Raw genomic sequence first — 22,772 nt, forward strand, 5'->3', positions numbered from 1 at the left:
TCTGACCGGGCCGCCCCCGGCCGGCCACCGGCTGTGGACAACACAAAGGTGGCCACCACATCACAATGCCGCAGATCGGTCATATATACGCCTAGTCTGACATAGCGCCAGCTCGCCCTGTCCACAGGACTTGCGCGGCCCGCCACCTCCGGTTAGGGAAGGACGGCCACCCCCCATGCCCGCAGATCTCGCCGTCATCGGCCTCGGCCACCTCGGCCTGCCGCTCGCCCAGGCCGCCGTCGCCGCCGGGATCGAGACCGTCGGATACGACACCGGCCCCGCCACGGACAGCTCCCTCACGGCCGCGGAGATCCGCCGGATGTCGGCGGCCGGCTTCCGCGTCGCCACCGATCCGGCCGAACTCGGCCGCGTCCGCACCGCCGTCATCTGCGCGCCCACCACCCTCGGCGCCGACCGCACCCCCGACCTGTCGGCCGTCGGCGAGGCCGCGCGCGCCCTGGCCGCCCGACTGCGCCCGCACACCACCGTCGTCCTGGAGTCCCCGGCCTACCCCGGCGCCACCGAGGACTACCTGCGCCCGATCCTGGAGGCCGGCTCGCGGCTGCGCGCCGGCCGGGACTTCCACCTCGCCTACTCCCCCAGCCGCCACGACCCGGGCAACCGCACCCACGCCCTCGCCAACACCCCCAAGGTCATCGGCGGCCTCACCCCCGCCTGCACCGAGTCCGCCGCGGCCTTCTACGCCCGGCTCACCGACAAGGTCGTCCGGGCCCGGGGCCTGCGCGAGGCCGAGACGGTGCACCTGCTGGAGACCACCTACCGGCACGTCAACATCGCCCTGGTCAACGAGATGGCGGTGTTCTGCCACGACCTCGGCGTCGACCTGTGGGACGTCATCCGCTGCGCCGAGACCAAGCCGTACGGCTTCCAGGCCTTCCGGCCCGGCCCCGGCGTCGGCGGCCACGGCGTCGCGGTGGACCCCGGCCACCTGCCGCTGCCCACCCGCACCCCCGGGCCCCCGCTGCGCATGGCGGGCCTGGCGCAGGAGGTCAACGGCCGCATGCCGCATTACGTCGTCCAGCGCTGCACCACCCTGCTGAACGAGCACGGCAAGTCCGCCCGCGGCGCCCGCATCCTGCTGCTGGGCGTCACCTACAAGCCCGACCTCGCCGACCAGGAGGGCGCCCCGGCCCGCGAGATCGCCTCCCGGCTGCTCGACCTCGGCGCGCTGATCAGCTACCACGACCCGTACGTGGCCGGCTGGCGGGTCCGGGACCGGCCGGTCCCCAAGGCCGACTCCCTCTACGAGGCCGCCGCCAACGCCGACCTGACGATCCTGCTCCAGCACCACCGCACGTACGACCTGCAAGGCCTCGCGGTCAAGGCCCAGCTGCTCCTCGACACCCGCGGCGCCACCCCGGCCGGCTCCGCACACCGCCTCTGACCGAGCACTTCTGTGCAACATTTGTTGCACAGAAGTTGAGCAGAACCCTACGGTGGAGGCATGGTGACGACCATAGGGTTCCGGCCGACCGAAGAGGACGAGCGCATCATCGCCACCGCCATGCGCGAGGGCGAGCGGACCAGCGACGTGATCCGCCGCGCCCTGCGCCTGCTGGAGCGCGAAGCCTGGCTCTCCAAGGCCCGCGAGGACGCCGAGCGACTCGCGGACGAAGACCTCTGCGGCGAGGCGGACGCCTGGTGATCCGCGGCGCGGTGTACCGGGTCGACCTCGGGGACGCCAAACCGGGCCACGAACAGCGCGGCCGCCGCTACGGACTGGTCCTCAGCCCCAGCGGCATGCCGTGGAGCGTCGCGACGATCATCCCCACGTCGACGAGCGCCCAGCCCGCACAGTTCCGCCCCGAGGCGGAGATCGACGGGGCGCTCACCCGCTTCCTCGTCGATCAGATCCGAACGATCGACGTCACCTTCATCCACGGGGATCCCGTCCACTACCTCGACCACGACGAACTGGCCGCGGTCGAGCGGGCGGTCGCCCTCTACCTGGGGCTGTGAGCCACTCGACCGGAGCCCGCACCACGCGGAAGTCCGCCCGCCGACCCGGCCCGCCGGCCTGCGCCGGCCCAGGGCCGGTGCCACAGCCCGGTACGCCGAAGGCCCGGCCCCCGCGATCGCGCGGGAGCCGGGCCTTCGGTGCGTACGGGGTCCGTACGCGCGGGGGTCAGCGGCGGTGCTGGGAGTCGGCGACCGTGACCTCGACGCGCTGGAACTCCTTCAGCTCGCTGTAGCCGGTGGTGGCCATCGAGCGGCGCAGGGCGCCGAAGAGGTTCATCGAGCCGTCGGGGGTGTGGGACGGACCGGTGAGGATCTCCTCGGTGGTGCCGACCGTGCCGAGGTGGACCTTCTTGCCGCGCGGGACGTCCTCGTGGACGGCCTCCATGCCCCAGTGGTGGCCGCGGCCGGGCGCGTCGGTGGCGCGGGCCAGCGGGGAGCCCATCATGACGGCGTCGGCGCCGCAGGCGATGGCCTTGGGCAGGTCGCCGGACCAGCCCACGCCGCCGTCGGCGATGACGTGCACGTACCGGCCGCCGGACTCGTCCATGTAGTCGCGGCGGGCGGCGGCCACGTCCGCGACGGCGGTGGCCATCGGGACCTGGATGCCCAGCACGTTGCGCGTGGTGTGCGCGGCGCCGCCGCCGAAGCCCACCAGGACGCCCGCGGCGCCGGTGCGCATCAGGTGCAGGGCCGCGGTGTAGGTGGCGCAGCCGCCGACGATCACCGGCACGTCGAGCTCGTAGATGAACTGCTTCAGGTTCAGCGGCTCGGCGGCGGAGGAGACGTGCTCGGCCGAGACGGTGGTGCCGCGGATGACGAAGATGTCCACGCCGGCGTCCACGACGGCCTTGGAGAACTGCGCGGTGCGCTGCGGGGAGAGCGCGGCGGCGGTGACGACGCCGGAGTCGCGCACCTCCTTGATCCGCTGGCCGATGAGGTCGGCCTGGATCGGGGCGGCGTAGATCTCCTGGAGGCGGCGGGTGGCGGCCTCCTCCGACAGCTCGGCGATCTCGTCGAGCAGCGGCTGCGGGTCCTCGTACCGGGTCCACAGGCCCTCGAGGTTCAGGACGCCGAGGCCGCCCAGCTCGCCGATGCGGATGGCCGTCTGCGGGGAGACGACGGAGTCCATGGGGGCGGCCAGGAAGGGCAGCTCGAAGCGGTAGGCGTCGATCTGCCAGGCGATCGAGACCTCCTTCGGGTCCCGCGTCCGGCGGCTCGGGACGATGGCGATGTCGTCGAACGCGTACGCCCGGCGGCCGCGCTTGCCGCGCCCGATCTCGATCTCAGTCACGTGTGGTGGCCTTTCCCTACTCGGCTACTGCCCGTCCAGTATCCCCGAAGGGCGGACGGCCGCGTTCCCGTGACCGCTGTACGGACGCACGGCGAAGGGGCGGGCCCGCCCGTGCGGACCCGCCCCTCGCGGTCGTTCTCGGTGCCGTGCTCAGCCCTTGCGGGAGTAGTTCGGCGCCTCGACGGTCATCTGGATGTCGTGCGGGTGGCTCTCCTTGAGGCCCGCCGAGGTGATCCGGACGAACCGGCCGCGGTCCTGCAGCTCCGGAACCGTGCGGCCGCCGACGTAGAACATCGACTGGCGCAGGCCGCCCACGAGCTGGTGGACCACCGCGGACAGCGGGCCGCGGTAGGGCACCTGGCCTTCGATGCCCTCGGGGATCAGCTTGTCGTCGCCGCCGACGCCCTCCTGGAAGTAGCGGTCCTTGGAGAACGACTTGCGGTCGCCGCGGGTCTGCATGGCGCCCAGGGAGCCCATGCCGCGGTAGGACTTGAACTGCTTGCCGTTGATGAAGAGCAGCTCGCCCGGGGACTCCTCGCAGCCGGCCAGCAGCGAGCCCAGCATGACCGTGTCCGCGCCGGCGACCAGGGCCTTGGCGATGTCGCCGGAGTACTGCAGGCCGCCGTCGCCGATGACCGGGACGCCCGCGGCCTTGGCGGCCAGCGAGGCCTCGTAGATCGCGGTGACCTGCGGGACGCCGATGCCGGCGACCACGCGGGTGGTGCAGATGGAGCCCGGGCCCACGCCGACCTTGATGCCGTCCACACCCGAGTCGATCAGCGCCTGGGCGCCGTCGCGGGTGGCGACGTTGCCGCCGATGACGTCGACCGAGGAGTTCGACTTGATCTTGGCGACCATGTCGCCGACCAGGCGGGAGTGGCCGTGCGCGGTGTCGACCACGATGAAGTCGGCGCCGGCCTCGATGAGCGCCTGGGCGCGCTCGTACGCGTCACCGGCGACGCCGACCGCGGCGCCGACCAGCAGGCGGCCGTCCTTGTCCTTGGCGGCGTTCGGGTACTTCTCCGCCTTGACGAAGTCCTTGACGGTGATGAGGCCCTTGAGGATGCCCGCGTCGTCGACCAGCGGCAGCTTCTCGATCTTGTGGCGGCGCAGCAGCTCCATGGCGTCCACGCCGGAGATGCCGACCTTGCCGGTGACCAGCGGCATCGGGGTCATGACCTCGCGCACCTGACGGCTGCGGTCGGACTCGAAGGCCATGTCGCGGTTGGTGACGATGCCGAGCAGCTTGCCCGCGGGGTCCGTGACCGGCACGCCGGAGATGCGGAACTTGGCGCAGAGGTCGTCGGCCTCGCGGAGGGTGGCGTCCGGGTGGACCGTGATCGGGTCGGTGACCATGCCCGACTCGGAGCGCTTGACGAGGTCGACCTGGTTGGCCTGGTCGGCGATCGAAAGGTTGCGGTGCAGGACACCGACGCCGCCCTGGCGGGCCATGGCGATGGCCATGCGCGCCTCGGTGACCTTGTCCATCGCCGCCGAGAGCAGCGGGATGTTGACTCGGACGTTCCGGGAGATCAGGGAGCTGGTGTCGATCTCATCAGGGGCCATGTCGGACGCGCCGGGAAGCAGCAGCACGTCGTCGTAGGTCAGCCCGAGCGAGGCAAATTTGTCGGGCACTCCGTCGACGTTGACAGTCATGACACCTTCCCAGATGGTCTTGCTCAGCGCGGATGTCCATGCTAACGGGATCGCGACGCGTCTCATTCCACGATGAAGATCGACCGCGATTTTCGTACCTTGCTACAAGTTTGAACGTAAGAATTACCGCAAACGGAATTGCTGTTCGACGAACACGTCGCGGCCCGGAAATCCCGCGGAACGGCCCGAGGGTCGAGCGGAACGGCCCGACACGCGGGCGGGAGGGTCCGGCGGATGCCCGTCACTGCTCGGCGAGCGCGCGGAGCCGGCTGAGCGCGCGGTGCTGCGCCACCCTCACCGCACCCGGGGACATCCCCAGCATCTGCCCGGTCTCCTCGGCGGTGAGCCCGACGGCCACCCGGAGCACCAGCAGTTCGCGCTGGGTCTCGGGCAGGTTGGCGAGGAGCTTGCGGGCCCAGGCGGCGTCGCTGCTCAGCAGCGCCCGCTCCTCCGGACCGAGCGAGTCGTCCGGCCGCTCGGGCATCTCGTCGCTCGGTACGGCCGTGCTGCCCGGATGGCGCATCGCCGCGCGCTGGAGGTCGGCGACCTTGTGCGCGGCGATGGCGAAGACGAAGGCCTCGAAGGGGCGCCCGGTGTCCCGGTAGCGCGGCAGGGCCATCAGGACGGCGACGCAGACCTCCTGTGCGAGGTCCTCGACGAAGTGCCGCGCGTCCCCCGGCAGCCGGGAGAGGCGGGTGCGGCAGTAGCGCAGCGCGAGCGGGTGGACGTGGGCGAGCAGGTCGTGCGTGGCCTGCTCGTCGCCCTCGACGGCCCGGCGTACCAGCGCGCCGACGGCTCCCTGGCCGCCGTCCTTCGAGGGCCCCGCAGGGCCGGTGGCCGTGGGGGACCCCAGGGCCTCGTCGTCGCGCATCGGTCCATGGTGCCCCGCCGCGGCAGGTGATGCCGCACCACGGGCCGGGTTGTGCATCGAAGCGTTATGAGCGGGCGCGCCGGAAGTCATCGTCGTCGCCCTCCCCTCCCGCTCGGCCGAATAGTCCCCGAGGAACCGCCACATCTCCAGAATGCGGCACACCTTCAAGGATGCGGCATCGCGCACGAAGCGACACGTCCCCCGGATTCTGCCCCGCCAACCCCCTCGCGCACACCGGATCCGGCCGAGTCGAGGGGGCTGTGGTCAGGTTCGGATACGGCGGACCCGTCGGTGGACCGGCACCCGGACGGTCAGCGGACCAGTCCCCAGCGGAACCCGAGCGCCACGGCGTGCGCCCGGTCGGAGGCGCCGAGCTTCTTGAAGAGCCGGCGCGCGTGCGTCTTGACGGTGTCCTCGGAGAGGAACAGCTCACGGCCGATCTCCGCGTTGGAGCGGCCGTGACTCATGCCCTCCAGCACCTGGATCTCGCGCGCGGTGAGGGTGGGCGCGGCGCCCATCTCGGCCGAGCGCAGGCGCCGGGGGGCGAGCCGCCAGGTCGGGTCGGCCAGCGCCTGCGTCACGGTGGCCCGCAGCTCGGCGCGCGAGGCGTCCTTGTGGAGGTAGCCGCGGGCGCCGGCGGCGACCGCGAGGGCGACCCCGTCGAGGTCCTCGGCCACCGTGAGCATGATGATGCGGGCGCCGGGGTCGGCCGAGAGCAGTCGGCGCACGGTCTCCACGCCGCCGAGACCCGGCATCCGTACGTCCATAAGAATCAGGTCGGAGCGGTCGGCACCCCAGCGGCGGAGGACTTCCTCGCCGTTGGCGGCCGTCGTCACACGCTCGACGCCGGGCACGGTGGCAACCGCGCGACGGAGCGCCTCTCGGGCAAGCGGGGAGTCGTCGCAGACGAGGACGGAAGTCATGACCGCCCTCCGCAGCTGCTGATGCGCGTCACCTTGAGCCTCCAGGCTGGTACGTATCGTCACCTGTGCGGTCGATGCTCTCGGACACCTGTCCGGGAACTTGTTCTTTCAACCGCCTTCGCTCTCTCAACGATGGTCACTCGAAAGAGTTACGGGTCGGACGGACACCTTCGGCACTCTACGTGAGGAAGCGAACACAGCGCTGGAGCCACAAGCCAACTGTCCTCCGTCTGGAGCTATGCCCTATTTGGCGGCTTTCCTTCCATCTGGCACGTGTCTGAGGCTAGATTCCCAATGAGTCATATTTACATCTACTCGGATAGTAGATGTGGAGACACGGACCGTATCCGCTTCAGTACCGGCTTGAAGAGGACTAGCAATGGCAGATTTCTCCCGCCTCCCCGGACCGAACGCCGACCTCTGGGACTGGCAGCTGCTGGCCGCCTGCCGGGGAGTCGACAGCTCCCTCTTCTTCCACCCGGAGGGCGAGCGGGGCGCGGCCCGGAGCGCGCGCGAGGCCTCGGCTAAAGAGGTCTGCATGCGGTGCCCGGTGCGTTCGGAGTGCGCCGCGCACGCCCTGGCCGTACGCGAGCCCTACGGCGTGTGGGGCGGCCTGACCGAGGACGAGCGCGAGGAGCTCATGGGTCGCGCCCGCCACCGCCTCATCTCCGCCTCCGGCGTGGGCGGCACTGCCGCGCACTGAACACCAGTGTGCGAAGGGCACTGGGAGTAACGTTTCCTCAACTCATTGGGGACACGACCCCGCCCGGGCGTGTCCCACGGGCCGCCGCACGCCCGACGGCGTGCGGCGCGCCCGGCAGGCCGGTCAGCGTGCCGCGGCCCGCTCCAGCTGGTCGAGCGTGGCCGCCACCGCGGGCACGCGCGCGAGGTCCGGCAGCGTCAGCGCCACCACCTCGCGCTCGACGGCCGGCTCCACGGTGACGGTGCGCGCCGCCTTGGTCCGTACGGACTCCACGGCGAGCTGCGGCAGCACCGCCACGCCCAGCCCGGCCCCGACGAGGCCGACCACGGCCGGGTAGTCGTCGGTGGCGAAGTCGATGCGCGGGGTGAACCCGGCCGCCTCGCACACCTCCACCAGGTGCCGGCGGCAGCGCGGGCAACCCGCGATCCACGGCTCCCCGGCGAGCTCCGCCATCTCCACCTTCTCCGCCTCGGCCAGCCGGTGGCCCTCGGGGACCAGCCCGATCAGCCGGTCGGTGAGCAGCGGCCGCACCACCAGGTCCGCCCACTCCGCCGGGTCGCCGCCGCCCGCGCCGGTGTAGCGGAAGGCCAGCGCCACGTCGCAGTCGCCCTCGCGCAGCATCTCCACCGAGCGCGGCGGCTCCGCCTCCACCAGCGAGACGCGCGTGCCCGGGTTCGCCTCCCGCATCGCCGCGAGCGCGGTGGGCACCAGCGTCGAACTGCCGCTGGGGAAGGACACCAGCCGCACCCGCCCGGCGCGCAGCCCGGCGATGGCGGCCACCTCCTCCTCGGCCGCGGTGAGCCCGGCCAGGATGCCGGCGGCGTGCCGGACCAGCGCCTCGCCCGCCTGGGTCAGCCGCATCTCGCGGCCGGTGCGGATCAGCAACGGGGTGCCGGCGGACTGCTCCAGCGCCTTCATCTGCTGGCTCACGGCGGGCTGCGTGCAGCCCAGCTCGCGGGCCGCGGCGGAGAAGGATCCGGTCGCGGCCACCGCGCGCAGGACTCTCAGATGACGTGCCTCGATCACCCCTCGAGCATAAGCCCTGCTTTGAGTCGCAAGCCAATATTCCCGAGCCCGCTTTGGGAGTGCTGGGCTAGCGTTACTGCCATGCAGCTCATCTCCGTGAACCTCGGCCGCCCCGTCCCCGTCCCGTACACGGACGCGCCCGACGGCTGGACCGGCATCGGCAAGCAGCCCGTCGCCGGCCCGGTGAAGGTCACCGCCCCGGGCCCCAAGGGCGTCGCGGGCAGCGGCCTCGCCGGCGACTCCGTCGGCGACCTCCGCCACCACGGGGGCGACCACCAGGCGGTCTACGCGTACGCGCGCGAGGACCTCGACCACTGGGAGCGCGAGCTGGGGCGCGAGCTGCCGGGCGGGATCTTCGGCGAGAACCTCACCACCACGGGGATCGACGTCAACGGCGCGCGGCTCGGCGAGCGCTGGCGGGTGGGCCGGGACCTGGTCCTGGAGGTGGCCTCGGCGCGCATCCCGTGCCGCACGTTCGCCGGACACCTGGACGAGAAGGGGTGGGTCCGCAGGTTCACCCGGGAGCTCCGGCCGGGGGCGTACCTGCGGGTGGTGGAGCCCGGCGAGGTCTCCCCCGGCGACCCGGTCGAGATCGTGCACCGCCCGGACCACGAGGTCACGGTGGCCTTCTGGTTCCGCGCCTTCACCACCGAGCGGTCGCTCCTGCCGCGCACCCTGGCCGCCGGGGACGCGATGGATCCGCAGGACCGGGCCAAGGCGCAGGCCTACGCGAACGCGTACGGCGACGCCTGACGGACCCGCGGCGGGGACACGGACGCGGGACGAAACCCGCGGCGGCTAGGTTGCGCGTATGACGACTGCTCTGATCACCGGATCCACGGCGGGCATCGGTGCCGCCTTCGCGCGCAAGCTGGCCGCCCAGGGACACAACCTCGTGCTCGTGGCCCGCGACACCGGGCGGCTGCGCGAACAGGCCACCGAGCTGCACGACCGGCACGGCATCGAGGCGGAGGTGCTGACCGCCGACCTGTCGACGGAGGAGGGCATCACGGCGGTCGAGGAGCGGCTGGGCGACCGTCGGGACCCGGTCGACCTGCTGGTCAACAACGCCGGGTTCGGCAACAAGGGGCGGTACCTCGACGTGCCCATGGCCGACGAGCTGACCATGCTCAAGGTGCACGTCGAGGCGGTGCTGCGGCTGACCTCGGCGGCCGCGGAGTCCATGCGCTCGCGCGGGCGCGGCGGGATCGTCAACGTCGCCTCGGTGGCGGCGTTCCTACCGCGCGGTACGTACGGGGCGAGCAAGGCGTGGGTCGTGCAGTTCACCCAGGGCGCGGCCAAGGACCTGGCCGGCTCGGGCGTGCGGATGATGGCGCTGTGCCCCGGCTTCGTGCGGACCGAGTTCCACGAGCGGGCCGGGATGGGCACCGACAACATCCCGAACTGGATGTGGTTGGACGCGGACAAGCTGGTCGGGGCCGCCCTGGACGACCTGGCCCGGGGCCGTACGGTCTCCGTGCCGGACCCCCGCTACAAGGCCCTGATGGGCGTCGTGAAGATGATGCCGCGCGGCGTGCTGGGCGGCGTGTCGTCGCGGACGGGCCGCAAGTACGGGCCCCAGTAGCTCTGGCGGGGCGGGTGGGTCAACCGTCAACCAACGCCCGAAAAGCCGCTGAACGGGTGGTTTCTCACTAAAATTGAGACCGTCCCTTCCAGCCCGGGAGACCACCATGACATTCGTACAACTGGTCGATTACACGACCCACCAGCCCGAGGCCATGAACAGCCTGCTGGACAAGTACGTCTCGCAGAGCCAGGGCCGGCGCACGGTGACGCACACCGTCGTGGGCAAGGACCGCGACAACTCCGAGCACTACGTCGACGTGGTCGAGTTCCCGTCCTACGAGGAGGCGATGAAGAACTCCAACCTCCCCGAGACGGACCGAATGTTCCACGAGATGGTGGCGCTGTGCGACGGCATGCCGACGTTCACCAACCTCGACGTGATCCGCGACGAGTCCCTCAACACCATGCTGGTGAACCGGATGTTCGAAGGGCTCATCCAGCAGGGCGACATGAGCCTCCTGGAGGAGTGTTACGCCACCAACTACATCGACCACGACATCGGCAAGGAGCAGCAGACCGTGGTCGGTCGCGAGGAGATCCGCAAGGACGTGGAGATGTGGCGCGGCGGCTTCGACATGGAGTTCACCATCGACACGCAGCTGGCCCAGAACGACTGCGTCACCACGGTGTGGAGCTGGAAGGGCGTCCACAAGGGCGAGTTCATGGGGATGGCGGCCACCGGCAAGACCTGCACGATGACCGGCACCACCACCTTCCGCTGCGAGAACGGGAAGATCGCCGAGGGCTGGTGGCACTACGACGCCATGAGCCTGATGCGCCAGATGGGCATGACCGGCTGAACCGAGCGCGCACCCGGTCGAACTGACGGACCGCCACCGGCCCGCCGTACGCGCACGGCGGTACGCGGCCGCGCACGGCGCCCGCACGAACGGGGAGGCCCCCGCCGCACAGGGTGCGACGGGGGCCTTGCGCGTCAGCGTCGGCCTCGGCGTCCGCGTCCGCGCCGTGGGGCGCGGCGGGTGCGAAGGTCAGTGGCTGTGGCCGTGACCGTGGCCGTGACCGTGGCCGTTCGCCTCTTCCTCTTCCTTCTTCTCGACGACCAGGGTCTCGGTCGTCAGCAGCAGGGAGGCGATGGAGGCGGCGTTCTCCAGGGCGGAACGGGTGACCTTGACCGGGTCGATGACGCCGGCCTTGACCAGGTCGCCGTACTCGCCGGTGGCGGCGTTGAAGCCCTGGCCCTTCTCGAGCTCGGCGACCTTCGAGGTGATGACGTAGCCCTCGAGGCCGGCGTTCTCGGCGATCCAGCGCAGCGGCTCGACGGCGGCGCGGCGGACGACGGAGACGCCGGTGGCCTCGTCGCCCTCCTTGCCCAGGTTGTCGGCGAGGACCTTGGAGGCGTGGACCAGAGCGGAGCCACCACCGGAGACGATGCCCTCCTCGACCGCGGCGCGGGTCGCGGAGATGGCGTCCTCCAGACGGTGCTTCTTCTCCTTCAGCTCCACCTCGGTGGCGGCGCCGACCTTGATCACGCACACGCCGCCGGCCAGCTTCGCGAGGCGCTCCTGGAGCTTCTCGCGGTCCCAGTCGGAGTCCGTGGCCTCGATCTCGGCCTTGATCTGGTTGACGCGGCCGACGACCTCGTCGCTGCTGCCGGCACCGTCGACGATGGTGGTGTCGTCCTTGGTGACGGTCACGCGGCGGGCGGAGCCCAGCACGTCCAGGCCGGCCTGGTCGAGCTTGAGGCCGACCTCCTCGGCGATGACGGTGGCGCCGGTCAGGACGGCCATGTCCTGCAGCATCGCCTTGCGGCGGTCACCGAAGCCGGGCGCCTTGACGGCGACGGCGTTGAAGGTGCCACGGATCTTGTTCACGACCAGGGTCGACAGGGCCTCGCCCTCGACGTCCTCGGCGATGATCAGGAGCGGCTTGGAGCCACCGGCCTGGATGACCTTCTCCAGCAGCGGCAGCAGGTCCTGGATGGAGGAGATCTTGCCCTGGTTGATGAGGATGTACGGGTCCTCGAGGACGGCCTCCATGCGCTCCTGGTCCGTCACGAAGTACGGCGACAGGTAGCCCTTGTCGAAGGCCATGCCCTCGGTGAACTCGAGCTCGAGACCGAAGGTGTTCGACTCCTCGACGGTGATGACACCGTCCTTGCCGACCTTGTCCATCGCCTCGGCGATGAGCTCGCCGACCTGCTGGTCCTGCGCGGAGAGCGCGGCCACGGCGGCGATGTCGCTCTTGTCCTCGATCGGACGGGCGGTGGCGAGGAGGTCCTCGGAGACGGCCTTGACGGCGGCGTCGATGCCCTTCTTCAGGGAGGCCGGGGAGGCGCCGGCGGCGACGTTGCGCAGGCCCTCGCGGACCAGCGCCTGGGCCAGCACGGTCGCGGTGGTGGTGCCGTCACCCGCGATGTCGTTGGTCTTGGTCGCCACCTCCTTGACGAGCTGGGCGCCCAGGTTCTCGTACGGGTCCTCGAGCTCGACCTCGCGGGCGATCGTGACACCGTCGTTGGTGATGGTGGGGGCGCCGAACTTCTTGTCGATGACGACGTTGCGGCCCTTGGGGCCGATCGTCACCTTGACGGTGTCGGCAAGCTTGTTGACGCCGCGCTCGAGGGCGCGACGGGCGTCCTCGTCGAACTTCAGGATCTTCGCCATGGGAGCGTTCTCAGTCCTCTACGTAGAACGGAACGCGCCCTGGGCACCCGGATATGAAGGTCAGGGAGCCCAGGGCGCGTTCACAGCATCTGCTTCGCGTACTCGCGAGCTTGCGGGGTGATTACTTCTCGACGATCGCGAGCACGTCGCGAGCCGAGAGGACGAGGTACTCCTCGCCGTTGTACTTCACCTCGGTGCCGCCGTACTTGCTGTACAGCACGATGTCGCCGACGTTCACGTCGAGCGGAAGGCGCTGGCCGTCCTCGAAGCGGCCCGGGCCCACGGCGAGGACGACGCCCTCCTGGGGCTTCTCCTTCGCGGTGTCCGGGATGACCAGGCCAGAAGCCGTGGTCTGCTCGGCGTCGAGCGGCTGGACCACAATGCGGTCCTCGAGCGGCTTGATGGCAACCTTGGAGCTGGCGGTCGTCACGATCCGACCTCCCCCTTCGGAGATCTCACGGGGTTAACTGTCTGAGGTGGCGACCAGGTCGATCCGTCGTCGCGGGTGCCGGACCTGCCCGTCGCTGTGTTGGCACTCCCCAGTGGCGAGTGCCAGGGCCGAGACTATTCCGGCGATTAGCACTCGGTCAAGCGGAGTGCCAATTCACAGCGCGGCGGTGTCGGCCGGAGGCACCTCCGGGAGCCCCGGTGCAGCTGTCCCGCCGGTGTGACCCTTCCCATCGCAGCCCGCCGGAGGAACCTCGCGGCGGACCCCGACGTCGTTGAAGACATGAAGATAAAGCGCCTCATAGGCGAGCAGAACGGACGGACTGCCTCCACCTACGCCGACGACGGCGGGCTCCCGTGCGGGGACTGAGGCCGCTGACGACGGCGGGCGCCCGGCGCCGGACCGAGGCGCTGCTGCTGGCGTTCGTCGTCCTGATCACCGTCGGCGGGCACGCCTGCGTGGGCCTGTCCATGACGGGCGAGCTGCCCGCGGAGCTGCCGAAGTTCGCGATCAGCATGACCCTGCTGGCGCTGGTGGGACACCTGGCGGTGCGCCGGTTCGCCGCGTACGCCGACCCGCTGGTCCTCCCGCTGACGTTCCTGCTGTCCGGGATCGGCCTGGTCCTGCTCGCACGGCTGGACCCGACGTACCTGGAGCGCTGGCCCAAGGCCGGCACCACCGCGCCGAACCAGCTCCTGTGGACGGTCGTCGGCACCGCCGCCTGCATCGGCATCCTGATGCTGCTGCGCGACCACCGGCACCTCCAGCGGTTCATCTACATCACGATGCTCGTGGCCCTCGCGCTCCTGACCGCTCCCGTGTTCTTCGGCGCGGACATGTACGGCGCCAAGCGGTGGATCATCATCGGCGGGCAGTCGCTCCAGCCGGGCGAGTTCGTCAAGATCATGATCTCGGTGTTCTTCGCCGGCTACCTCGTGGTCCACCGCGACTCGCTGTCGCTGACCGGGCGCAAGCTCCTGGGGATGCGGCTGCCGCCGATGCGGCAGCTCGGCCCGATCATCACCGTCTGGATCATCTCCCTGCTGGTGCTGGTCTTCGAACGCGACCTCGGCACCTCGCTGATCTTCTTCGGCGTCTTCGTCGTCATGCTGTACGTCGCCACCGAGCGCACCAGCTGGATCGTCTGCGGCCTGCTCATGGCCGCCCTCGGCGCCTTCGTCGTCGGCTCGACCGAACCCCACGTCAAGGGGCGCGTGGCGGCCTGGCTGGACCCGCTCGCCATCTACCTGCCGCCGGAGCAGCGGCCGCCCGGCATGGTCTCCGACCAGTCCGCGCAGGCGCTGTTCAGCTTCGGCAGCGGCGGGATCACCGGCACCGGACTCGGCCGGGGCCACCCCGAGCTGATCGGCTTCGCCGGGCGCAGCGACTTCATCCTGACGACCATCGGCGAGGAGCTGGGCCTGGCCGGGGTGATGGTCGTCCTCGTGCTGTACGGGCTGCTCGTGCAGCGGGGGCTGCGGATGGCGCTGGGCGCCCGCGACCCGTTCGGCAAGCTGCTGGCGGTCGGACTCTCGGCGGCCCTGGCGCTCCAGGTCTTCGTCGTCGCGGGCGGCGTCACCGGGCTGATCCCGCTGACCGGCAAGGCACTGCCGTTCCTCGCGAAGGGCGGCTCGTCCCTGGTGGCCAACTGGATCATGGTGGCGCTCCTGCTGCGCATCTCGGACAGCGCCGAACGCCAGCGGGAGGCCGACGCCCGGGGCCCGGTCGAGACCACGATCACCCCGGTGGTCGCCGCCCCGTCCGCGTCAGCGGGTCAGAGGTAGTCCTCCAGACGGCCTATGGCGTAGCCCTGGTCCTGGATGCGCCGCAGCATGCGCGCCGTCATCTGCGTGATGGTCGTGCCCTTGAGCTCGCTCGGGCCGCGGAAGTGGGCGAGGACGATGTCGCCGGGCCGGAGGGCGTCGCCCTCCGCGTACTGGAAGTCGTGGATCTGCATCGAGACCCGCCACAGCACGAGCTTCTCCAGGCCGCAGTCCGCGGCGGCGCGCAGCGTGGCGTCGTTGTAGTTGCCGTAGGGCGGGCGGAAGAGCCTCGGGGCCGCCCCGAACCGCTTCTCGAGGCGCTCCTGCTGCCCGCATATCTCGGCCCGCTGCCGCTCGTAGGGGAGGGTGCGCAGGTTGGGGTGGGTGAGGGTGTGGTTGTTGATCTCGCTGCCCGGTCCGAGCTTCTTGATCTCCGCGAAGTGCCCGTAGTCCGACGAGGCGACGCCGTCCGTGAGGAACATGCTGATCGGCAGCTTCAGGTCGGCGACCATCCGCAGGAACGCGGGGTCCTTCTCGGCGCCGTCGTCGTACGTCAGGAAGACGGTCTTCTGCCCGGCGGGCACGGGTATTCGGTCCACGACGGGTATCCGGCCGGGCTCGGCCGGCGGCAGCTGAGCCTTCCGCGCCGGCCGCGGCGCGAACCGCAGCGGCCGGGCCAGCCCCCACCGGCGGTACGCGGTCGACACCGCGGCCCCGGCCGAGCCGCCGGGCGACGGGGTCGGGGTGGCGGTGGCGGCCGGGTGGCCCGGCCGGCCGCTCCGCCCGTCCTGCACTCCCTCGGTGGCCTTGCGCCCGAGCCGCTCGATCGGGTCCACGCTGTTCGCGCAGCCCGCGAGGGCGCCCGACAGCGCGAGCACGAGCGTGAGTGCGAGCGCACCGGCCTTCGCCGTCCCGGCCCCCGGCCGGCGCGCCTTGATCACAGATAGTCCTCCAGCTTGGCCACGGCGTACCCCTTGTCCGTGACGGTCTTCATGACGCGACGGATCATGTCAGGCATGGTGCCCTTCCAGTCCTCGCGCCCCCGGAAGTGCGTGAGGATGATGTCGCCGGGGTGCAGGTCCTGGTCGTACTCCCGCCACTCCATGTGGTCGACGAAGGCCTCGGAGTTCCACAGCGGGACCGCCTTGACGCCGCAGGACTTGGCCGCGCGCAGGGTGTCCTGGTTGTAGTTGCCGTACGGCGGGCGGAAGACGGTCGGGCGCTTGCCGAACTGCTTCTCGATGGTGTCCTGCTGACCGCAGATCTCCTCGCGCTGCTTCTCGTACGAGAGCGCGGGCAGGTAGCGGTGGTTGAGGGTGTGGTTGTTCAGCGTGACGCCGAGGTCCTGCATCTTGCGGAAGTACGGGTAGTCGTCGCGCACGAGGTAGTCGCTGAGGAACGCCGTGTACGGGATCCTCAGCTCCTCCATCATCTTGAGGAACTCCGGGTCCTTCTCGGCCCCGTCGTCGATCGTCAGGAAGACGACCTTCTGCGTGGTGGGCACGGTGGTGAAGACCGGTGGCAGCTGCAGGCTCTGCTGGTCCTCCACCTCGAACCCCTCGCGCGGGGAGATCTCCGGCTTCTCCTTCGGCGGAGCCGGCGGCAGCAGCGGGGTGCCCGCCAGGCCCCATTTCCGCGCGGCGGCGATCAGGGCCTGCCGGGGCTGCTGGACGCGGAGGGCGTACGAGCCCGGCAGGCCGGCCGGGGCGCCGAGGGCCTTGGACTTCTCCTTCTCCCGCTCCTTGGCCGTCTTCGGGTGCGGGGCCGCGCCGTCCGGTGCCGACGAGCCGCAGGCGGTGCCCAGGGCGGCGACGAGGAGTGCGGCCAGGGCGATGCCGAGGCGCCGCCGACCACCCGACGCGTGCGTGTTTTGTTCCGTTTTTCCTACTAGCTGCATGGCGCCGGATCTTGTCACCCCGGGCCCCCGGCCCCCGGCCGACACCGCGGCCCGTGGCGATACGTTCCTTCGCCTGGCCGACACCGGGGGCCGCACCGGCGGGCAGGACAATGAACCCGTGAACGACCTCGCCGCCTTCGCCGCCCTGCTCGCCCCCGAGGGCCGCGCCCTGCTCGACGCCCTGCGCGACTACGACCCGGCCCAGGAGCTCGCCACCGCCACCCGGCTGCGCCGCGAGCACCCCGCCGAACTGGTCTCCGCCGCCCTCGGACAGGCCCGGCTGCGCCAGCGCGCGGTGCCCAAGTTCGGGGCCGAGGACGCCTTCCGGATGTTCTTCACCCCGGCCGGGGTCGAGATGGCCACCCGTGCCTCCGTCGCCTCCTACCGCGCCGAGCGGCTGGCCGCCCTGGGCGTGCGCAGCCTCGCCGACCTGTGCTGCGGCATCGGCGGCGACGCGCTCGCCCTGGCCCGGGCCGGGATCCGGGTGCTGGCCGTGGACCGCGACCCCCTGACGGCCGCCGTGGCGCGGGCCAACGCCGAGGCGCTGGGGCTGGCGGAGCTCGTCGAGGTCCACGAGGCGGACGTGACGGAGGTGGACACCACCGGCTACGACGCGGTGTTCCTGGACCCGGCGCGCCGGGGCGGGCGGGGCCGGACCTTCGACCCCGAGGCGTACTCCCCGCCGCTGTCGTGGGCGGTCGAGGCGGCCCGTACGGCGAAGCACGCGGCCATCAAGATCGCCCCCGGCATCCCGCACGAGGCGGTGCCGGCCGAGGCCGAGGCCGAGTGGATCTCCGACGCGGGCGACGTGAAGGAGGCCGTGCTCTGGTTCGGCACCGCACCGGGCGCGGTGCGCGCGACGCTGCTGCCGCGCGGCGCCTCGCTGGTGACGGCCGCCCCGCTGCCCGACCCGGCGGCCGGGCCGGTCGGACGCTACCTGTACGAGCCGGACGGCGCCGTGATCCGGGCCCACCTGGTCGCGGAGGTCGCTGCGGAGCTGGACGGCCGGCTGATCGACCCCACCATCGCCTACGTCACGGCCGACGCGCTGCGCGCGACCCCGTACGCCACGGCGTACGAGATCACCGACGTGCTGCCCTTCAACCTCAAGAAGCTCAAGGCCCTGCTGCGCGAGCGCGGGGTCGGGAACCTGACCGTCAAGAAGCGCGGCTCCGCGATCGAGCCGGAGGAACTGCGCCGGAAGGTCAAGCCGCAGGGGCCGAACGCGGCCACCGTCATCCTGACGCGGGTGGCGGGTGCTCCTTCGATGCTGATCGGTCACCCTGCTCCGGCACCCGCGTGAGGGGCGGCGCGGTGAGCACCGGGTACGCCGCCGGCCGGTCCGCCGTGCCGGCGGGGCGCCCGGCGCCGGCGCATCCCGGGCCGAGGCCGGTGAAGGCCCGTACCGCCCAGCGGTAGTGCACGGCGGCCTTCGCCACGCCCGCCAGTCCGGTGATCCACAGGATCACCGCCAGCCCCATGAAGTACACGACCTCGCCGTACGCGGTCCCGCCCGACCGGGGCCGGACCGCCACCCCGAAGGACACCCACAGCCCGAGCGCGCACACCGCGAGCGAGGAGAGCAGCCACACCAGGCTGCGCCCCGGCGCCCGGTGCCGGGGGTCGCCCGCCGGGTCGCGCCCCGACGCCGCCCAGGCGCACAGCAGCCGACGCGCCTCCCGGTCCAGCCGGACGGCCGCGGCCAGCCCGAAGCCGGCCGGCACCAGGACGCCCGCGCCGAGGGCGGCGAAGAACAGCCCGAGGATGTTCTCGGCCCCGCCGCGCCCGAAGGACATCCCCGCCATGCCGAGGAACGACCAGCCCAGTGCGGCGACCGCGGACACGCACCACATCAGGAGCAGCCGCCCGTAGCCGAGGCTGCACCGCACCAGCTCCGCCAGGACGCGGGCCCGCTCCTCCCGCGCGACGACCGCGGCGGCCGGACCGCCCGGGCCGTCGTGGCCGCGGGCACCGCACGTGCCGCCGGCACCGCCCGCCGTGCGCGCGGCGGGCCGGGGCCGTATGTGCGCGGGCGGCGGCGGGTGCGGCAGGTCACGGCGGAACATGCCCCGACCCTAGCGGGAGGTGATCACTCCCGGCCCACCGACTCGAAGCGCCAGCGGTGCACCGGACGGGTGATCAGGTCCGCGGCGGGTTCCGGCAGTTCGGGCAGCCGGGCCGCGAAGTCCGCGGCCGACCACCAGGTGATGACCAGCACCCGGTCCTGGGGGGCGCGGAAGAGCTCGCAGTGCAGCGGGCGTTCGGCGAGCTCGGCCGCCCGGGCCCGGGCCCACTCCAGGAGTTCGGCGCCCCGGCCGGCGGTGGCCCGGGCCTCCCACATCAGGGCCAGCGTCGTCGTACGGCTCGTCTCCGGCTCACTCACGAGTACAGGTTGTCCTTGCTCATCTCGTGGACGTGGTCGTGGTCGTGGGAGTGACCGTGGGAGTGGGAGTGGCCGTGGCCGCCCGTGCCCGGCACGTGCGGGTCGGTGACCGGCAGGGACGAGTCCGCCGACAGGTCCCAGTCGGACGCCGCGCGGCCGCGCGCGACCATCTCCGCCCCGAGGGCGGCGACCATCGCGCCGTTGTCGGTGCACAGCTTGGGCCGCGGTACGCGCAGCACGATCCCGGCGTCGTCGCAGCGCTCCTGCGCCAGCGACCGCAGCCGGGAGTTGGCGGCCACACCGCCGCCGATCATCAGGTGGTCGACGCCCTCGTCCTTGCACGCCCGGACGGCCTTGCGGGTGAGCACGTCCACCACGGCCTCCTGGAACGACGCGGCCACGTCCCGGACCGGCACGTCCTCGCCCGCGTTGCGCTTGGCCTCGATCCAGCGGGCCACCGCCGTCTTGAGGCCGGAGAAGGAGAAGTCGTACGCCGGGTCGCGCGGCCCGGTCAGCCCGCGCGGGAACGCGATCGCCGACGGGTCGCCCTCCTTGGCGAGCCGGTCGATGACCGGGCCGCCCGGGAAGCCGAGGTTCAGCACACGGGCGATCTTGTCGAAGGCCTCGCCCGCCGCGTCGTCGATGGTCGCGCCGAGCGGCCGTACGTCGGAGGTGATGTCGGGGGCCAGCAGCAGCGAGGAGTGCCCGCCGGAGACCAGCAGGGCCATCGTCGGCTCGGGCAGCGCGCCGTGCTCCAGCTGGTCCACGCAGATGTGCGAGGCGAGGTGGTTCACGCCGTACAGCGGCTTGCCGAGCGCGTACGCGTACGCCTTCGCCGCCGAGGTGCCGACCAGCAGCGCCCCCGCGAGGCCCGGGCCGGCGGTGACCGCGACGCCGTCGAGGTCGCGGGCGCTGACACCGGCCTCCTTCAGGGCGCGCTCGATGGTCGGGACCATCGCCTCCAGGTGCGCGCGGGAGGCGACCTCGGGCACGACACCGCCGAAGCGCGCGTGCTCGTCGACGCTGGAGGCGACGGCGTCGGCGAGCAGGGTGTGGCCGCGGACGATGCCGACGCCGGTCTCGTCGCAGGAGGTCTCGATGCCGAGGACGAGCGGTTCGTCAGCCATGGGTCTCACTTCGTACGGAGCTAGCGGAACTTACGGATCGGGCGGGGTCGGACAGGCGCATCACGAGGGCGTCGACGTTGCCGGGCTGGTAGTAGCCGCGCCGGAAGCCGAGGGGCTCGAAGCCGAAGCGCTCGTACAGGCGTTGGGCGCGGGTGTTGTCCACCCGTACCTCCAGCAGGACCTCGGCGCACTCGAAGGAGGTCGCGGCGCGCAGGAGTTCGGTGAGCAGCCGGGCGCCGAGGCCGGTGCCCCACTGGTCGCGGGCCGCGGCGATGGTCTGGACGTCGGCCAGGTCGCCGGCGGCGGCCAGGCCCGCGTACCCGACGATGCGGCCACCGTCCTCCGCGACGAGGTAGCGGCGGGTGGCGTGCGGGCCGCGCGCGTGGGCGAGCTCGGACCAGAACATCCCGGCGGACCAGGCGTCCTCCGGGAAGAGGTCGTGCTCCAGCTCCAGCACCGGCGCGATGTCCCACCAGCGCATCTCGCGCAGCACGGCCGTTCCCGGTGCGTCCGGCGCGTGCGGTGCCTGCGGTGCGCCGGTCACTTGGGGGTGACCACCTTGTAGTTCTTGGGCACCTGGGCGTCCGGGCGGCGCAGGTACAGCGGCTGCGCGGGCAGGAACTCCTCCCCGGCGGCGAGCTTCACGGCCGCCAGCGCCGCCAGGGCGGCGGCGGACTGGTGCTCGGGACCGCGCGGGTCCTTGAACACCTCGGGGTAGAGGAGCGCGCCGGCGCCGACCGCGGGCAGGCCCGCGACCTGGTCGGCGATGTCGGCCGGACGGTCCACGGCGGGGTCGCCGACGCGGGTGCGCGGGTCCTCGTACCGGGCCCAGTAGACCTCCTTGCGGCGCGCGTCGGTGGCGACGGCGAAGGGGCCTTCGATGCCGCCCTCCAGGCCGGCGGCGTACGCCAGACCGTCGAGGGTGCACAGGCCGTGCACCGGCACGCCGAGCACGGACGCGAAGGTCGCGGCGGTCACGAGGCCGACCCGCAGGCCCGTGTACGGGCCGGGGCCGACGCCGACGACGATGCCGGTGACGGCGTCGAGCTTCAGCCCCGCCTCGGCGAGGACCCGGTCGACGGAGGGGAGCAGGAGCTCCCCGTGGCGGCGGGCGTCGACCTGGTTGGCCTCGGCGACGACGGACTCGCCGTCGTGGAGGGCGACGGTGACGGCGGGAGTAGCGGTATCCACAGCGAGCAAGAGCACGCGAACAGCCTACGACCACGGGGCGGGAGCCATGGCGGGCCCGCTGTCCGGCGCCCCTGCTGCTACCGTCGGGCCAAGCATTGGCGGAGCGTGAACGCGAAGGTGGGACAGGGTGGCACGGACCAGCTCGGGAATCGTGGCCGGGCTCACGGCCGCGGCGATCGCCGCCGTCGGTTTCCTCGCCTACCAGGCCCAGGCCAGCGAGCCCCGGATGCGCGCCGCGTCCCCGCAGCAGCCGGGACGGACCGAGCCCAAGCCGAACGCCCCGACCGGTACCGGCACGGGCACCGACAAGCGGCACCCCGACGCCCTTCCCACGGACTCCGGCACGGGCGTGCGGGTCGTCTACTCGGTCGGCGGCAAGCGGGTCTGGCTGGTCGCCGCGGGCGCCAAGACCCCGAGGACCTTCGAGGTGATGCCCTCGACGGTGCACCCGAAGCCCGGCACGTACGCCGTGACCTCGCGGTCGGGGCAGGTGCAGGGGTCGGACGGGGTGCCGATCGAGCACGTCGTGCGTTTCACCAGCGTGGGCGGGGTGGCGATCGGGTTCAGCGCGCGGCTGGACGGCAAGCTGCCGGCGCCGAACGCCGGGCAGAAGACGGGCGGCATCCGCATGACGCGGGCCGACGGTGACGCGATGTGGAGCTTCGCGACGGTCTCGTCGAAGGTCGTCGTGGTCCCGTAACCCGGCTTCCACCCGGACGGAGTACCCCCCACCCGCTCGACGCCCCCCGACGCCGCGCCTCCGCCCCGGACGTCGGCCGTCCGCCCCGGCCCCCGCGCCCCGAACGCCGGCGAGGCTCGCCTTCCGCCCCGGCGCCGATCCGGCCCGCGCGGCGTCCGAAGCGCGCCCCGGGGCAACTCCCGCCCGCGCGGCGTTCGAGCGCACCCGGCGCGGAGCGCCGGGGACGTCGCCCCGCAGGGCCCACCGGCCCGCACTCTTTCCCGACAACTCGTCGGCAACATATTGCGCAGCGCCCCACACCCGTGGTGACATGGTATCCACGACCTGGTTAGGTATACCTAACCTCGGCTCTCCGGGGCACAGGAGGCGACCATGCCCGCACCGCAGCGCGAGCACGAAGACCACCCCCACCGCCGTCCGCCGCGCCCCGTACCCCCGACACTGTCCATGCGGGACCTGCTGGCCTCCTGCGCCGCCGCGACCGCGGTCTCGACGCCGCCGTCCGACGAGCCGGCGGTGCGCCCCGGCCCCCCGGACGCCCCCGAGCACCCCTCCCGCGCGGACCGCCCCGCCCCACCCGCAGCCGCCGCGTAGGGCGCGCGAGG

The 22,772-nt window shown here is 72.2% G+C and carries 25 protein-coding genes; 11 read left to right on the forward strand and 14 right to left on the reverse strand.

All coding sequences use genetic code 11. The annotated features are described in order from the left end of the window. The first annotated feature begins 175 nt into the window (after positions 1 to 175). From ACIQCH_RS24010 to ACIQCH_RS24020, 3 genes are read left to right on the forward strand one after another with little or no spacing between them, the layout of a single operon-like run. Positions 176 to 1,405: a nucleotide sugar dehydrogenase gene (locus ACIQCH_RS24010; RefSeq protein ID WP_402583978.1), complete on the forward strand. Its 1,230-nt coding sequence runs from the start codon at positions 176 to 178 to the stop codon at positions 1,403 to 1,405. Positions 1,406 to 1,465: 60 nt separating this feature from the next. After that, positions 1,466 to 1,666 (forward strand): hypothetical protein, encoded by a 201-nt coding sequence (locus ACIQCH_RS24015; protein WP_402583980.1) that lies wholly within the window; start codon positions 1,466 to 1,468, stop codon positions 1,664 to 1,666. Then, a complete protein-coding gene (locus ACIQCH_RS24020; RefSeq protein ID WP_402583982.1) occupies positions 1,663 to 1,980 on the forward strand; it encodes a type II toxin-antitoxin system PemK/MazF family toxin in 318 nt (105 codons plus the stop codon). The genes ACIQCH_RS24015 and ACIQCH_RS24020 overlap by 4 nt, the downstream gene beginning before the upstream one ends. A 166-nt stretch (positions 1,981 to 2,146) precedes the next feature. Here the strand turns inward: ACIQCH_RS24020 and ACIQCH_RS24025 are convergent, their stop codons facing one another. The 4 genes from ACIQCH_RS24025 to ACIQCH_RS24040 all read right to left on the reverse strand — a co-directional run bounded on the left by ACIQCH_RS24025 (position 2,147) and on the right by ACIQCH_RS24040 (position 6,721). Then, complete coding sequence (locus ACIQCH_RS24025; RefSeq protein ID WP_402583984.1) at positions 2,147 to 3,271, reverse strand: GuaB3 family IMP dehydrogenase-related protein; 1,125 nt, start codon at positions 3,269 to 3,271, stop codon at positions 2,147 to 2,149. A 150-nt stretch (positions 3,272 to 3,421) separates the two neighbouring features. Beyond that, positions 3,422 to 4,927, reverse strand: a complete 1,506-nt coding sequence (gene guaB / locus ACIQCH_RS24030) for an IMP dehydrogenase (RefSeq protein WP_402583986.1) — start codon at positions 4,925 to 4,927, stop codon at positions 3,422 to 3,424. A 241-nt stretch (positions 4,928 to 5,168) separates the two neighbouring features. Beyond that, positions 5,169 to 5,798 (reverse strand): sigma-70 family RNA polymerase sigma factor, encoded by a 630-nt coding sequence (locus tag ACIQCH_RS24035; RefSeq protein ID WP_402583988.1) that lies wholly within the window; start codon positions 5,796 to 5,798, stop codon positions 5,169 to 5,171. Positions 5,799 to 6,109: 311 nt separating this feature from the next. Then, on the reverse strand, positions 6,110 to 6,721 hold the full coding sequence (locus ACIQCH_RS24040) for a response regulator transcription factor (RefSeq protein ID WP_003948568.1): 612 nt from the start codon (positions 6,719 to 6,721) through the stop codon (positions 6,110 to 6,112). A 379-nt stretch (positions 6,722 to 7,100) separates the two neighbouring features. Here ACIQCH_RS24040 and ACIQCH_RS24045 point away from each other — a divergent pair, with 379 nt between their 5' ends. Further along, positions 7,101 to 7,424, forward strand: a complete 324-nt coding sequence (locus tag ACIQCH_RS24045) for a WhiB family transcriptional regulator (RefSeq protein ID WP_030202916.1) — start codon at positions 7,101 to 7,103, stop codon at positions 7,422 to 7,424. A gap of 123 nt (positions 7,425 to 7,547) precedes the next feature. Here the strand turns inward: ACIQCH_RS24045 and ACIQCH_RS24050 are convergent, their stop codons facing one another. After that, a complete protein-coding gene (locus tag ACIQCH_RS24050) occupies positions 7,548 to 8,450 on the reverse strand; it encodes a LysR family transcriptional regulator (protein ID WP_402583990.1) in 903 nt (300 codons plus the stop codon). Positions 8,451 to 8,531: 81 nt separating this feature from the next. On the opposite strand from ACIQCH_RS24050, the gene ACIQCH_RS24055 reads away from it, so the two are divergent. From ACIQCH_RS24055 to ACIQCH_RS24065, 3 genes are all read left to right on the forward strand, one after another. Next, positions 8,532 to 9,203, forward strand: a complete 672-nt coding sequence (locus tag ACIQCH_RS24055; protein WP_402583992.1) for an MOSC domain-containing protein — start codon at positions 8,532 to 8,534, stop codon at positions 9,201 to 9,203. A 58-nt stretch (positions 9,204 to 9,261) separates the two neighbouring features. Then, on the forward strand, positions 9,262 to 10,035 hold the full coding sequence (locus ACIQCH_RS24060; protein ID WP_402583994.1) for an SDR family NAD(P)-dependent oxidoreductase: 774 nt from the start codon (positions 9,262 to 9,264) through the stop codon (positions 10,033 to 10,035). A gap of 106 nt (positions 10,036 to 10,141) precedes the next feature. Beyond that, complete coding sequence (locus ACIQCH_RS24065; RefSeq protein ID WP_402583995.1) at positions 10,142 to 10,837, forward strand: ester cyclase; 696 nt, start codon at positions 10,142 to 10,144, stop codon at positions 10,835 to 10,837. Between the two features lie 189 nt (positions 10,838 to 11,026). On the opposite strand, the gene groL is transcribed toward ACIQCH_RS24065, so the two are convergent. Together groL and groES are read right to left on the reverse strand one after the other, a co-directional pair. Further along, complete coding sequence (gene groL, locus ACIQCH_RS24070; protein WP_402583997.1) at positions 11,027 to 12,658, reverse strand: chaperonin GroEL; 1,632 nt, start codon at positions 12,656 to 12,658, stop codon at positions 11,027 to 11,029. 121 nt (positions 12,659 to 12,779) lie between these two features. Next, entirely contained in the window at positions 12,780 to 13,088 is a 309-nt protein-coding gene (gene groES, locus ACIQCH_RS24075; RefSeq protein WP_402583999.1) for a co-chaperone GroES, read from the reverse strand. Between the two features lie 374 nt (positions 13,089 to 13,462). Here groES and ACIQCH_RS24080 point away from each other — a divergent pair, with 374 nt between their 5' ends. Beyond that, on the forward strand, positions 13,463 to 14,890 hold the full coding sequence (locus ACIQCH_RS24080) for an FtsW/RodA/SpoVE family cell cycle protein (RefSeq protein WP_402584001.1): 1,428 nt from the start codon (positions 13,463 to 13,465) through the stop codon (positions 14,888 to 14,890). Here ACIQCH_RS24080 and ACIQCH_RS24085 read toward each other — a convergent pair. Further along, on the reverse strand, positions 14,881 to 15,810 hold the full coding sequence (locus ACIQCH_RS24085) for a polysaccharide deacetylase family protein (protein ID WP_402584002.1): 930 nt from the start codon (positions 15,808 to 15,810) through the stop codon (positions 14,881 to 14,883). The two genes, ACIQCH_RS24080 and ACIQCH_RS24085, sit on opposite strands and share 10 nt — an antisense overlap. After that, positions 15,807 to 16,766: a polysaccharide deacetylase family protein gene (locus ACIQCH_RS24090; RefSeq protein WP_402584004.1), complete on the reverse strand. Its 960-nt coding sequence runs from the start codon at positions 16,764 to 16,766 to the stop codon at positions 15,807 to 15,809. The genes ACIQCH_RS24085 and ACIQCH_RS24090 overlap by 4 nt, the downstream gene beginning before the upstream one ends. A gap of 118 nt (positions 16,767 to 16,884) precedes the next feature. Between ACIQCH_RS24090 and ACIQCH_RS24095 the strand changes: the two genes are divergently transcribed. Continuing rightward, a complete protein-coding gene (locus tag ACIQCH_RS24095; protein ID WP_402584006.1) occupies positions 16,885 to 18,069 on the forward strand; it encodes a methyltransferase domain-containing protein in 1,185 nt (394 codons plus the stop codon). Here the strand turns inward: ACIQCH_RS24095 and ACIQCH_RS24100 are convergent. The 5 genes from ACIQCH_RS24100 to tsaB are packed head-to-tail and all read right to left on the reverse strand — an operon-like array spanning position 18,002 to position 21,482. Further along, positions 18,002 to 18,832: a hypothetical protein gene (locus ACIQCH_RS24100; RefSeq protein ID WP_402584008.1), complete on the reverse strand. Its 831-nt coding sequence runs from the start codon at positions 18,830 to 18,832 to the stop codon at positions 18,002 to 18,004. The genes ACIQCH_RS24095 and ACIQCH_RS24100 overlap by 68 nt on opposite strands. Before the next feature lie 23 nt (positions 18,833 to 18,855). Beyond that, positions 18,856 to 19,107 carry a hypothetical protein gene (locus ACIQCH_RS24105; RefSeq protein WP_402584081.1) on the reverse strand — a complete coding sequence of 84 codons (252 nt, stop codon included), beginning with the start codon at positions 19,105 to 19,107 and terminating at the stop codon, positions 18,856 to 18,858. Between the two features lie 38 nt (positions 19,108 to 19,145). Then, positions 19,146 to 20,276, reverse strand: a complete 1,131-nt coding sequence (gene tsaD, locus ACIQCH_RS24110) for a tRNA (adenosine(37)-N6)-threonylcarbamoyltransferase complex transferase subunit TsaD (RefSeq protein ID WP_402584010.1) — start codon at positions 20,274 to 20,276, stop codon at positions 19,146 to 19,148. Continuing rightward, on the reverse strand, positions 20,269 to 20,757 hold the full coding sequence (gene rimI / locus ACIQCH_RS24115; RefSeq protein ID WP_402584082.1) for a ribosomal protein S18-alanine N-acetyltransferase: 489 nt from the start codon (positions 20,755 to 20,757) through the stop codon (positions 20,269 to 20,271). The genes tsaD and rimI overlap by 8 nt, the downstream gene beginning before the upstream one ends. A gap of 59 nt (positions 20,758 to 20,816) precedes the next feature. Next, the gene (tsaB, locus tag ACIQCH_RS24120) at positions 20,817 to 21,482 is read right to left on the reverse strand and encodes a tRNA (adenosine(37)-N6)-threonylcarbamoyltransferase complex dimerization subunit type 1 TsaB (protein ID WP_402584012.1); all 666 of its coding nucleotides are present in this window, start codon (positions 21,480 to 21,482) and stop codon (positions 20,817 to 20,819) included. 112 nt (positions 21,483 to 21,594) lie between these two features. Here tsaB and ACIQCH_RS24125 point away from each other — a divergent pair, with 112 nt between their 5' ends. Then, positions 21,595 to 22,167, forward strand: a complete 573-nt coding sequence (locus ACIQCH_RS24125) for a hypothetical protein (RefSeq protein WP_402584014.1) — start codon at positions 21,595 to 21,597, stop codon at positions 22,165 to 22,167. Positions 22,168 to 22,539: 372 nt separating this feature from the next. Further along, complete coding sequence (locus ACIQCH_RS24130; protein WP_402584016.1) at positions 22,540 to 22,761, forward strand: hypothetical protein; 222 nt, start codon at positions 22,540 to 22,542, stop codon at positions 22,759 to 22,761. Positions 22,762 to 22,772: the final 11 nt, after the last annotated feature.

The organism is Streptomyces sp. NPDC093225 (assembly GCF_044753805.1).
Classification (GTDB): Bacteria; Actinomycetota; Actinomycetes; order Streptomycetales; family Streptomycetaceae; genus Streptomyces.